General features: G+C 62.4%; 3 protein-coding genes and 1 pseudogene. 1 reads left to right on the top strand and 3 read right to left on the bottom strand.

Annotated elements, in window-relative coordinates; genetic code table 11:
- Positions 1-38: 38 nt before the first annotated feature.
- The 3 genes and pseudogenes from AB4Z53_RS23585 to AB4Z53_RS23575 form a co-directional block, all read right to left on the bottom strand.
- Complete coding sequence (locus tag AB4Z53_RS23585; RefSeq protein ID WP_441597917.1) at positions 39-1,790, bottom strand: type I secretion system permease/ATPase; 1,752 nt, start codon at positions 1,788-1,790, stop codon at positions 39-41.
- A gap of 88 nt (positions 1,791-1,878) precedes the next feature.
- Positions 1,879-2,538: a M10 family metallopeptidase C-terminal domain-containing protein gene (locus tag AB4Z53_RS23580; protein ID WP_441598023.1), complete on the bottom strand. Its 660-nt coding sequence runs from the start codon at positions 2,536-2,538 to the stop codon at positions 1,879-1,881.
- Between the two features lie 127 nt (positions 2,539-2,665).
- A pseudogene (locus AB4Z53_RS23575) lies at positions 2,666-11,476 on the bottom strand (peroxidase family protein); the annotation flags it as partial.
- Positions 11,477-11,796: 320 nt separating this feature from the next.
- Between AB4Z53_RS23575 and AB4Z53_RS23570 the strand changes: the two are divergent.
- On the top strand, positions 11,797-13,299 hold the full coding sequence (locus AB4Z53_RS23570; protein WP_441597916.1) for a sensor histidine kinase: 1,503 nt from the start codon (positions 11,797-11,799) through the stop codon (positions 13,297-13,299).
- Positions 13,300-13,332: the final 33 nt, after the last annotated feature.

Raw genomic sequence — 13,332 nt, 5'->3', positions numbered from 1 at the left:
ACATCCTCCTCGGCTCGGGGCCGAACCTCTCGGGTCTTTCACTCCGCCGCAGCCGACACCCGTTGCGGCGGCTGCCCGCCGGCGTCGGCGCGCCGCGTCTTCTCGACCACCAGTGGCCGGGTCTTTTGCTGCGGCAGGATCTCCTCCTTCGGACCGAAGGCGACCAGCCGGCCGGCCTGCACCAGGCCGATCATGTCGACCGTCTGCAAGGCGCTCGGGCGGTGGGCGACGATGACGACGATGCCGCCGCGCTCGCGCACCTTGAGGATCGCCCGGTTGAGCGCTTCCTCGCCTTCGGCATCCAGGTTGGAGTTGGGCTCGTCGAGCACCACGAGAAAGGGGTCCCCATACAGTGCGCGGGCCAGCGCGATGCGCTGCCTCTGGCCCGCGGACAGGGCGGTTCCATGGGGACCAAGTTCGGTCTGATAGCCGTTCGGCAGATGCACGATCATCTCGTGAATGCCGGCGGCCTTGGCGGCGCGGATGATCGCCCGCGCGTTCGGCGCCTCGGCGAAGCGCGAGATGTTGTCGGACACGGTGCCATCCATCAGCGCCACGTCCTGCGGCAGGTAGCCGACATGCTGGTTGAACAGCACTTCCGGCCACTGGTTGAGATCGGCGCCGTCGATGCGCACCGCCCCGCGTAAGACCGGCCAGATGCCGAGCATGGTGCGGGCGAGCGTCGTCTTGCCGCCGCCCGACGGGCCGATCAGCCCGAGCGCCTGGCCGGCCTTCAGTTCCAGGCTCACCTCGCTCAGAAGCACMGCRCCKGTCGAAGGCGCGACCGTCGTCACCTTGTCGAGGCTGAGGCTTAGCTGCGGCGCCGGCAGGTCGAGATTGCCGCTGCGTTCGTCGAGCACGCCGAGTGTCTCGTTGAGGCGGTGATAGCTGCGGCGGGCGGCAACGACGCCCTTCCACTGCGCGATCGCCAGGTCGACCGGCGCCAGCGCCCGCGCCGTCACGATCGATGAGGCGATGATCGAACCGGCCGACATCTGGCCGCGGATCGCCAGATAGGCGCCGAGCCCGAGGATCGCCGATTGCAGGATCATGCGCAGCACCTTCGACAACCCCGACAGCGTGCCGCCGACATCCGAGGTCTTGGTCTGGCAGTCGAGGTGGCGGCGGTTGGCCGTCTCGAAGCGGGCCACTGCCCGGCCGGTCATGCCCATGGCGTGCAGCACGTCGCTGTTGCGGGCATTGCTCTCGGCAATCGAGCTGCGCGCCACCGACGCCTTGATCATCGGGCTGGAATGACGCCGCGTCATCACCTCGGCAATCACCGTCAGCAGCGCCAGCACCAGGGCGCCGCCAAGCGTGAGGTAGCCGAGCATCGGGTGCAGCAGCCAGACGAAGGCGAGGTAGATCGGAATCCAGGGCAGGTCGAACAGCGCCACGGGTCCCTGGCCGGCGAGAAAGCCGCGCAGCGTGTCGACGTCGCGGCCGCGTTCCGTCGCCTCCGCCGTCGAATAGCCGAACCGCGGCATCTCGATCACCACCTTGTGGGCGAGCGGCGCCAGTTCCGCGTCGAGACGGGCGCCGAGGCGCACCAGGATCTGCGAGCGGATGACGTCGAACAGGCCCTGGAACAGGTAAAGCCCGATCGCCAGCACCGACAGCGCCACCAGGGTGGAGATGCTGCCGCTGGTCAGCGCCCGGTCGTAGATCTGCAGCATGTAGAAGGCGCCGGTCAGCGCCAGGATGTTGATGATGCCCGATAGGCCGAAGAGATAGATCAGGATACCGCGCATGCCGCCGATCTTGTGTTGCGGCTCTTTCTTCTTGCTCATGATGAGATCCCCTTTTGCCCGCCCGCCCAGTTGYCCGCCCAGCAGACGTCCCGGCCGACATCGGCCGGCCGGGACCTGTGCGTCATGTTCACGAGACGCCGTTGAAGTCGGCGACCTTGAGGTTGTGGGTGCCGTCGAGCGTCAGTGCGAACTCGGCATCCGGGTCGGCATCGACGCTGCCGCGGATCACCGTCACGTCGGCGCCGTCGCGGGTCTCGTGCGTCACCACGATCTGGCCGGCACCCGTGAGCGTCGTGCCGCTGGAAAGCGTGAAGCCCTGCTTGCCCGCCTGTCCGCCGTTGGCATCGATCGCCGAGAAGTCGATCCGGTCGCCCGGCGAGAAGCCGTAGATCGTGTCGCCGTCGGCCGCCGCCACCGAGGTGAAGCGGAAGACGTCGTCGCCAAGCCCGCCGTCCATGATGTTGACGGCCGTCGAGGCGGTGATCTCGTCGTGGCCCGAACCGGCGATGATGTTCTCGAAGCCGTAGATCGTGTCGTTGCCGACCTCGGCCCCCACCACCTGGCCGCGGCCCATGAAGCCGTTGCCGAGATCCACCTTGAGGTTGCCGGTGGCCACCGAATAGTCGAGCGTGTCGACGCCATCGCCGCCCCAGTAGCTGTCCGAGCCGTCGTTGAGCGTGGCCAGCACGATGTCGTCGCCGTCGCCGGCCCAGACCTTGTCGGCCCCGGCACCGCCTTCGATCCCCGCCAAGCAGGATGTCGGAACCCGCACCCCCCAACAGCACATCCGACGCACCAGTCCCGACAACCGTCCGAGCCGCAACCGGCAACGGCAAACCAGAACCATCATCATCATCATCGCCCGAGCCAGCGCCGTCGTCGTCATCGTCGCCACCGCCGCCGACCGGATCCTCATCGTCGTCGCCGTCGTCGCCGCCGCCAACCGGATCGCCATCGTCCTCGTCTTCGTCATCGAGCCCATTGGTCTCGAAGATGCGCTCCGGAAGATCGGTCATGCCGGTGTTGCGTGCGATGATGTCGGCAAAGTCCTGACCGTCGATGATGTTTTCATAGAAGTCGAAGTTGTCGAACCGGCTGCTGTAGTAGAAGCGATCGGCTTCCTGCAGGCGGTCGAACTGTTCGTGCAGAACGATCCAGAAGGTTTGGCCGACCATGCCACCGTTGACGTGTTTCTCGGCAAGACCGCCGACCCAGAGATCGACCCGGTCGATGCCCTTGACCACTCCGGTTCCGTTGGCCTGGATCGCGACCTGGATGCCCGGGTTGATCGCCTGGAACGCGGCGATGTCCTGAGACTGCAGCACGAGATCCGGATAGGCCTGCTTGAACTGGTTGATGACGGTGTTGCTGAGCCCGTTGCGGACCTGGAAATCGTCCCAGGAGGCATAGGGCGAGAGGTTGCCGGCATAGCTCAGGGCTTCCCTGACATAGGGATCCTGGGATGCTGCCAGATCCATGCGGATCTGGTTCAACGTGCCAAGCCCGACATCCCAACCGCGAGCCACGTTGAACGAGAACAGGTCGGCGCTGATGCGGACGAGATCGTTGCGCACGGCATCGACGATGTTGAAGTCCACTTCTTCGGCGGCCTGGGCGATGGTACCACCGAGAATGGCGTTGACGCCGAGTTGTTCGTAGCCGGGTTGCGGGACGTATCCAGGAGGCAGCGGGGCCGTGAAGGCGCCGGCTTCGTTCGTCGGGTTCAGGAACGCATCGAACAGGGCCACCTGCTTCGGCTGCCCATCCGGGCCTATGACCGTCATGGTCTGACCGATCAGCGAATGTCCGACGCGATAGACCGCAGCCGCGAACTCATGCGAGATGCCAGCCGACGCGTCGGGATTGTACTCCTCGAAGCCATGGGTGCCGAGGCCGCGAATACCGCCGATCAGCATTTCCGCGAACTCGTCGAAGACTACGCGCTGATATTCCGCCTCGTTGATCATCTTTGCGGCCTGGTAGAGCTCTTCGGCCGTTCCATCGAAGCCGGCGGCTTCCAGACCTTCCACATGGAAATTGTGGTTGCGGGCCCAGATCGTGTGCATCGAGGTCAGTGCGAAGTTCTCGTTGCCGCGACCGTCGCCGACCACATAGTGATCGAGCGCGCTGATGAAGGGGTTGGCGTCGAGAAGCAACGCATGTGTGCTGCCCATGAAGTTGGACGTCATGGCCGGCAGCATTGCCTGGTTGATCACACCATTGGTCACCAGACCCGCGTAGTAGCTCTGGAAGCTCACCTGGCCACCGGGCAGCGAGGGCGAGTGGAAGACGGTGTTGTTTTCCCAGTGGTGCAGGATCAGTTCGCGCAGCGTCGGCAAGAGCTTGAAGTTGCCGTTCGACGGATCGTTCGCACCTGCCAGGAGATGTGCGCCGAGCCCGCCGGAACCATCGCCTTCGCGAAGGAACTGCCCGACCAGCTCGTTCGAGCCATAGGCCTGGTTCTGGTCGACGAACGCGGAGGTCTTGTTGAGATGTTGCGGGACGCCGTTGTCATAGGAAACGACTGTGCCCCGGGTCAGGTCCGCCGGATTGCCCGATCCCGGAGCACCGCCGCCCGCCGCACCGATCTGGATCGTGCCATTGCCGCCCTTGCCGAGGAAATCGAGGCCATGGTCGAAGTACTGACCGAAGGCCATGAAGAAGATGTTGGCATCCTTTTCATTCTTCGGCAGGTCGGCCTCCTGGCTGCCCAGGATATTGCTGATGTTGCGCGGATCGAGCCCGGCAAAGATCGGGTTGATGTGATTGTTCCCTGTGGCCGCGTCATAGGCGCCGTAGTGCGAATTGGTGATCCGGATGAACGGCGTATCCGCTGAACCCCATTCCGGATTGTCTTCGTTGTTGCCATGTCCGGAGAGCGTGCGAACGCCGGTGAAACCTTCGCCGTCATCATTCTCGTCGAAGGCCCGCAGCCCGTTGACGAGGTTCTTCAGACCCGCAAGGTCATTCGCGGTGTATTCGAAGTGGCCCGAGACGCCCTCATCGTTGCCTTGCGACGGAGGGGTGTTCTGGAATTGCGGCGGGACCGCACCGGTGAAGGTGATCGAATGGGTGCCGTTCGAAAACGTCTTCGTGCCGTTCGCATTGGTGGTCATCGTGTAGTCGGAAATGTTGGTTCCCGGCGCCACCTGCACCACGTCCTGCGGCCGCAGGTTACCGACGATCGTGTCGTTGCCGCCATTGGAGCGGAAGAAGATGCGGTGCGCCGACTGCAGCGCGGTGAAGTCCACCGTGTCGTTGCCCTCATCACCGTTGATCGTGATCGTATTGACGCTGAGGCCGGTCGACGAGAAATCGCCAATCGTCAGAACCGTGTCGGCGCCGGCGCCCGTGTTGACGACGATTTCTTCGATGTCGGCGAGTTCGGCCATGACCGAGGCGAAGTTCGTGCCACCGCGGGTGACGACGATTTCCGTCGCCGCATTGAGGTTGTTGAGATTGTTGCCAGCGACGGCTCCCCATTCGGCGCGGGTGTAGATGCGGAAGACTTCAGCGGTAGCATCGCCGTTGATCACGACCGTATCGCCGTTGGCGTCTTCGCTTTCGCCGTTGATGAAGTCGCGACCCTCGCCGACGTCGACGGTGATCGTGTCATCCCCGGCACCGGCATTGATCGTATCGTTGCCGCCCTGGCCGTTGATCTGATCGGCGAAGACCGACCCGGTCAAAGTGTTGCCTGTGCCACTGCCATTGATGGCGGCGGGAGCCGGCGTGTCGGCGAGGATAAAATCGGCGATGCTGATGTCGTTGGGATCGACGGCATCGACGAGGATCGTGCCGATCGTCGCCGTGCCGGTCGCGTCGCGGATGGTCAGCAACGTATCATCCGTTCCGGGAACGACCACGCGTGTTTCGAGCACGCGCGTCGCAAAGTTCGCTGCGGTGATACCCAGGCCGCTCAGATCGATGAGGTCCTGGCCCCCGGCCGCGTTGGCGTCGAAGCTGTTGATCGTGTCGTTGCCGAAGTTGATCGTGTCATAGGCATAGACGTCGTTGCCGCTGTTGTCGTTGAAGGTGTCGTCGCCGGCACCGCCGCGCAACTTGTCGTCGCCGTCATCGCCGTCGATCGTGTCGTTGCCGTCGCCGCCGGAAAGCGTGTCCGCCCCGTTGTTGCCAAGCATCACGTTGGCAAGGGCGTTGCCGACACCGGTCATCGCGCCGGCACCGGTCTTGGAGAGATTTTCGACATTGGTGCCCAGCGTGTAGTTGCCAAGTGTCGTCTGAACCGTGTCCGTACCGGCGGATCCGGGTGACGTTTCGTCGACCACATCGCCAATATTGTCGACGACATAGGTGTCGTTCCCGGCGCCGCCGCTCATCGTGTCGGCACCGGCGCCGCCGTTCAGCGTGTTGTTGCCGGCGTTGCCCACGATGATGTTGTTCAGGTCGTTGCCGGTACCATTGATATTGCCGGTGCCAGTCAGGTTGAGGTTTTCGACATTGGCCGCCAGCGTAAAGGTGGCGGAACTGTTGACCGTGTCCGTGCCGCCGTTGGCTGCTTCGACGACCGTGTCGCCGGTCCCGACGACATAGGTATCGTTCCCGGCACCGCCCGTAAGGATATTTGCGCCGGCATTGCCGGTGATGGTGTCGTCGAAGGCGCTGCCGATGACGTTTTCGATGTCGATCAACGTATCGTCGCCATCGGCGCCACTGGCCGTTCCGGTCGCCAGGTTGACGTTTACCGAACCATTGGCGCCAGCATAGGACGCCGTATCCGAGTCGCCCGTTCCACCATGCAGGCGATCGTTGCCCAACCCACCGACAAGGACGTCGTCTTCGTCCTGGCCGAAGAGCGAGTCGTCGCCAGCTCCGCCAACGAGCGTATCGTTGCCATCGTCGCCATATTGAACGTCGTCACCAGCCGTGGCGAAGACCGTCAGGTTGTCGCCGAGATTGCTGCCGGTCCGGATGGTGAAGGTTTCGTCGTAGGTGTTGAGGAAATCGTCTGTCGAGCGGACGATCAGCGTATAGGTGGTGTTGGCCGCCATGGCGCCGACACGACTGACAACGCCCGCCGGGGAAACGGCAAAGCCGGCGCTGCTTCCGGGCTGTAGCGAGTAGGTCCAGGCCGTGCTGTCGTCGTCGACCGTCGCAAGATTCGCAATCGCCCCGATCGGCAAGTCGGTGTTGTTCGGATTGATGGCGTTCCAGCGAATATCCGTCGGCGCTTCATTGGCCAGATAGATACGCGTGCCGTCCGCGAATTCCGCCCATTCGACGTTGCGCAGCCTGTCGATGCCGTCGGAGACGAGATTGCGCCCCGTCAGCGGGTCGACGACGTTGCTGACGTTGATATGCGAGATCGTGGTGGTTCCGTCGGCATTGCGCGTAACCGTGTAGTTCGCGTCGCCGTTGGCGTCGAGGAACGCGTCGTTGTAGTAGGCGGTGTCGACGTCACCAATGCCGTCGTCTTCGACGATCTCGCGAACGATGTGCAATTGCGTCGGTACGATCGTGCGGGAGATCATCAGGTCGAAGAGCGACTTGCCGACCCAGCTCGGATGAGCGGCGTCAGCGACCGTGAACACATGCTTCAGGCTGTCGACCGTGGAGATTTCGTTGGTCGCGATGTTCTCCGCTCCCGGCGCAGTAATGCGGATGCGAACGTTGAGCCAGGCGTCGCCGTCCAGGAAGTCGTCGCCACCGTTGCCGCGAAGATGGTCGGAACCGCCACCGCCGAGCAGTATGTTTCCGCCGGTGAAGGCCGCAATTGCCTCCAGCTGGGCCTCGGTCGCGCCGCCCGGCGCGTTGGCGATGAGATTGCCAAGCAGGGTGCGCAACCCCTCTATCCGGTTGACGCCAGCCTGCGACAGCTCATCGTTGAAGAAGATACCCTCCGTCGTCGCCGCCGTGTCGCCGGGCAGAATATCGCCCGCGACGCGATCGTCACCCAGCAGGGTGTCGTGGTGGTCCCATCCGGACAAGGCCTCGACCTTGTCAAAGCGGTTGCGCAGGATGTCTGCCGCCTCCGTGGTGAAGATCGGGATGCGCATGTCGGCATAGCCGTTCAGCGCCATGCCCTTGAAAATCGCCCAGTCGAAACCGAACATGCCTTCGTTGCGCATGACGCTTTCGCCCTGAACCATGATGTCGTCGCCGGATTCTGCGTCGAAGTCATGTTCCTCGTTGCCGGCGAACATGACGTCGTGGCCCTTGATCGCGGAGTTGAAGAACAGTTCGGAGTTGTCGCCGGCGGTGGTATCGAAGCCGCCCCCAGCTTCGATCCAGTCGTTTCCTTCATTGCCGAGCAGGAAGTCGACGCCGTCACCACCGAGGATGAAGTCGTCACCGGCACCGCCGAAGACTTCGGTGTCGTCGACGCCGACGAAGATGACGTCCTTGCCATCGCCACCCATCAGGATGTCGATGCCGTTGGAGTTGGCGATCACGTCGTTGCCTTCTTCGCCCTTGATGAAGTCGCCGGTGTCGCCGCTGTCGGTCAAAATGTCATCGCCGCCGCCGCCGTTGACGAGGTCGACGCCGGCACCGCTTTCGATGCGGTCGTCGCCGTCGTCGCCCCAGATGGCGTCGTCGCCGAAGTCGGTGATGATCGTGTCGTTGCCGTTCGTGCCGCCGACGACGATATGTTCGCCACCGGTAAAGCGCAGATAGTTGGTTTCGATGGCGGCCGTGCGGGGATCGTCACGCACCACCTTGCCCATCCCGATCGCTTCGAGCGCCGGGTCATTGCCCTCCGGATCCGGTTCGCCCTGATTGGCCTGATTGACCTCGAGCACGAAATCGTACTTGGCAAAGGAGTCGACGCCGATGTGGCGGGCGATGATGTCGTCGGCCGTGCCTCGAATGCCGTCGGCGCCTGGCTGTGCCAGCTCCGTATTGGCGAGGATCATCTTCGAGAAGGAGTTCTGCTCCAGCTGATTGAGGAAGTTTTGGCCCTGCGTGCGGCTCAGGTAGTAGAAGCGGTCACCGTCCTGCAGATTCTCCAGCTGGGCTTCGAAGATCGCATTGAAGGTCGAACCAAGCATGCCACCGAAGGGCATCTTCTTTTCGGCCAGACCGCCGATCCACAGGTCGATTTCGTTCAGGCCGCTGTTGCCCGCAGTCCATTCGCCCGTGCTGTTCAGGAACTCGAGGCGATCCGAGGGCACGATGATCGTGCGCGTCCCACCCGGTGCGCCGGCATCCGCGACGACCTGATTTTCACCGAAGACGATTGCCATTGCGGCGGCGCGCTTGCCTGCAAGCGTTTCCTCCCCGTCCACCAGTTCATGCAGGCCGTAGGCGGCGATGAAGTTCACCACCGAGATCGGGTTCTTGAGGTTGGCAGCAAAGTCTGCCCAGCTGTCATAGGGCGTGAGGAAGGTAGAGCCACTTGCCGCGTAGAGCTGGGCGCGCGCATCGTTCAGCGAGGGGACGCCGGTGTCTCGACCGCGGGCGATGTTGATCGTCGCCAGGTCGAGCGGAAGACCGAGCAGATTGTTGCGCAGCGATCCGACGATGAATTCGTCGATTTCGTTACCGCGTTCGATGGTCATGCCGCGCACGATGGCCGCGGCGGCCGCATCCTGCGAAATCGCGCCGTCGAGATCGAACTCAACCGGATTGAGGAACGCTTCGATAAGCCCGATCTCCGGATTGATCGCAACGCCATTGCCATCGAGACGCGGCATGTTGTCGGACAACATGGAGTGGCCGAAGCGATAGACCGTGTTGGCGAACTCGGCGAAGATTGCCGGATTGATGTCTGTCACGCTGTTGAAGACGAAGGGATCGATCGCCGGCTGGATCTTGCGGGCGAATTCTTCGAACACCAGGTGCTGGTACTGCATTTCGGTGGCGAAGCGGGCCGCCTGAAAAATGCGCTCGCCATCCCATGCGAGGGACTCGAGAAGCTCTGCCCGTTCGACCGGGTCGGCCGGGAAGGTAACAGGAAGCGCGTCCAACTGCTCCTGGGTTAGATCGACGACCAGCCACTCATTGATGAAGTCCAGATCCCGGCTTTCAAGGATCGTCATCTTCTGCATGTCGGTCTGACGATTGTGCTCGGAATGGAAAATATGGTGCACGGCCGTGAGGCCGATGTTCTCGTTGCCGCGTCCGTCGCCGGTGATGAAGTGGCGATCGAGCAGTTCGTTGTCATAGGCAAGATTGCGGCCAGTCTGCGAATTGACCGGAACGTCATTTCCCGTCAGGCCATCGTCATCCTGGCCGGCGTTGACCGTGTCAGGCACGAGATTGCCCTGCGCATCAAAGACCGGCACGGCATTGTGGGCGATGTCGTCCAGGAAGGCATGGCCAATACGGATCGCGCCGGCCGTAAAAGTGTTGACTGGCGCTGCCGGATTGCCCTGAACGACGATGTCGTCAGCGGTATTGGGAGCTCCGTCGGGGCCAAGTCCCGTGACCAGCAGCGGAAAACCGTTCGGGCCGCGAATGAACTCGCCATAGGCGTCCGTCCGGATCAGCGGAATGTTGAAAATGTCGGCATCCGTCAGCTGGATGCCAAGCACATTTGCCGCTTGCGCCTTGATATCGGCCCAGGTCGGCAAGCCATTTGCCGAGCCGTCAAGCAGGCGGCCAGTCGCAACGGGAACACCGCCGACGGTCGCATATTCGCGCAGGAAGAACTGATGCGACGCATGTGACGTATAGGTCTGGTTCTGATCGACGAACGGGGTCGTCGTATTGGTATGGGAGCTGCCGTCCGGCGTCGCCCGCGTCAGGACCATGAAGCGCAAATGGGCCGGCAGATCGTCGGCAGTGCCGAATTGGCCATCCGCCCCCATAACGAGGGGATCGTCGTTCTGCAGCGGCACATAGACGGTACCATTGTTTCCCTTGGTAATGAGATCGAGGCCATGGTCGAAGAACTGGCCGAAGAAGGTCATCCAGGCGTTAAAGGGTGCAGAAAGGCCTTCGTCCGGTGCCACGTTGGGAATGGACAGGTTGCCTTCATCGCCGATGACCAGCCCGAGTTCCGTTGCAAGGGCCTCCAATGCCGCGGACGGATCCTGAGCCACCAATTCCGCCGCGGCCAGCGCCTCCTCGGCGAGGGTGACGGCATTCGCAGCCTCCTGAATGGCATCAATGCTCGCAGGATTGCCCGGCGTGTAGCCGGCGACCGCCAGATCAAGCGCATCGTTCGCGTCGCTGAGTGCATCTTGCGCAGCGACCACGGCGGCGTCCGCCTGCTGTTGGGTGACACGAGCGGCAAGCAAGCGCTGCATATCACCTTGCGGATCTTCCGAACCGGCAAAGGTCAGGGCGGCAATAACGGCCGCCGGATTGTTGATCGACATGTCGACGATGAGGTTGGAGATGATGCGGGGGTCGGCATCAGCAACGTTACCCGGAGTGCCGTAGTTTGTGTTCGTGACGGGCAACGGCACGCCAGGCATGGGCGGCCCGAAAGACATCGTGTCTCCGTCCCCGTCGTCGCGATAGTCTGCGTCCAGGAGCCGCGGCATCGCCTGGTCGGCCGACCCCCAGGTTTCACGGCCGGGCACGATGTTGTTGTAGGTGCCGTCGACGGTGCGAAGACCGTTCGGGACATGCGGATCTGGAATGGCAAGCTGCGCACCGGGCGTCCCGGCAGAGACGACGTTGCCGTCCGCGTCAACATAGATCTGCCTGAGGTCCTGTGCGTTGGCGCCGGAATGCGCGGTGGAATTTCCTTCTGCGATCTTGATCTGGCGCAGAATGAACATCAGGTCCTGAAGATTGAGCTTGAACGCGGCCATTTTCCCTCCGTCGAGACAAAGCGATCCCGTCGGAAGGCCACAGGCCGTTCCGCTGAAACGAGGTCGCGTTACTGGTACTGGTCGCTATTAGCGCACCGTGGTGTCGATCTGCGTAGAGAACAAAGTCGTGTGAATTTCGCGACCAAGGACGAACCTTGCCGATGACCTTGGTCCCAGCTGTCTTCAGACCTAGGTCCGAGTTTCCTTGTGGCCATTGGTCCCGACGGGGATACTGTGCTGCAACGTATATATGACCGGTGGAGCAGGCCTGCCATTGACGCACGCCTTGTTAAGGGGTGAAAAATATAATCGCCTGAGCAATGAACCGGGAAACAGTCATGGACCCTGGCCAAAACGACTTTCCATCCGCCAAACAGTTCTTTCCTCTGAGCTTGCGTCGACCCGTCGCCGTCAGAAGCTTGCTTCGGTCCTTTCGCCGCCTGCGCCTGGAAACCCAGTTCATCATCATCGCGACGTTCATTGTACTGACCCTGATGATCGCCCTTGCTGTCCTGACCACGAACCGGCTGGAGAAAACAGTCCTGAACAGCGTTGGCTCGTTGGGAGCGGGCTATCTGGAAGCCTTCGTTGCGCCGTTGATTTCGCAGGAGGACATCGAACGCGGCGCCCTGCCCCCGAGCGTCGAGGAGAAGCTCCAGGCCCTGCTTGGGACCAGTGCCCTCGGACAGCACGTGCTGGAATTGAAGATCTGGCAGCCCGACGGCAACATTCTGTATTCGACCTCCGGTCAAAGCGTCACCGAAAAGGTCGTCTTCGACGAATTGAAACGCGCGCTTGCGGGCGAGATCGTCGTGGGGCGGGATGAAGAAGAACATGAAAACACGAGCGGCGAACAGCACGGCATGTCCATCGAGGTCTACGCGCCGCTCGTCCGCGACAGAGCAGGCAAAGTCGTCCTCGTCGGCGAATTCTACGAGCGGCCGGACGCATTGTTGGCGGAACTGTCGGGCGCCTGGCGTTCGACAATCAATACCGTCTTGCTCCTCACCGTCCCCATGCTTGCACTGCTCTTTCTGATCGTTCGCAGCGGCAGTCGTCTCATCGATCAACAGCATGGCGCCATCAGACGCAGTCTCTCGCGGGCAGTCGAGCTTTCGAACCAGAACCGGCGTTTACGTTCGGCGGCCGATTCCGCCAGGCTCGAAGCTGGGAAGCTCAACGAGATGATCCTCAATCAGATCGGCAGCGACCTGCACGACGGCCCCGTGCAACTGTTGACACTGCTCAAGCTCAGACTGAGTGATATTGCCGACCCCGGCGCCACCGATCAATCTCGCGAACTGGCGAGCAGACAGGATGTTGGCAAGCTCGTCGCGACCGTCACCACCGTGCTCGAAGATCTTCGCAACATATCGTCGGACCTTGTGCTGCCGGAACTGGACGAGATGCGGCTCGGCGACGCTATACAGCTGGCAGTCTCGCGCCATATGGATCTGACGGGACGCGATGTCGATGTTGTCGGCGAGATCGAATCCCGCAGACCCGATGGGCATCTGAACATCTGTGTCTACCGCTTCATCCAGGAAGCATTGATGAACAGTGAACGCCACGCACCTGGCAACCGCCAGCATGTGCGCTTCGCCCTGAAGCGTAACCGGCTGTTCGTGAGAGTAGCCGATGTCGGAGTGCGACCAAGCGAACAGGCGCAGCAAAGAACGACCCGTTCGGGCATCGGCACGCTGACCCAAAGACGCCGGATCCGCGCCTTCGGTGGCCGGATGCGCACGATCCGCCGCCACAATGGAACTGTCGTGACTGCCGTTTTGCCGCTTGACCATAGCGCAGGCGCTCTCAACGGCTAGGAAGGACGCGCGCGGCCGGATCGAAACATGGTT

The sequence above is a fragment of the Ensifer sp. 2TAB8 genome, from assembly GCF_052115125.1.
Classification (GTDB): Bacteria; Pseudomonadota; Alphaproteobacteria; order Rhizobiales; family Rhizobiaceae; genus Ensifer.
This window is presented reverse-complemented; position numbering and strand designations above follow the sequence as displayed.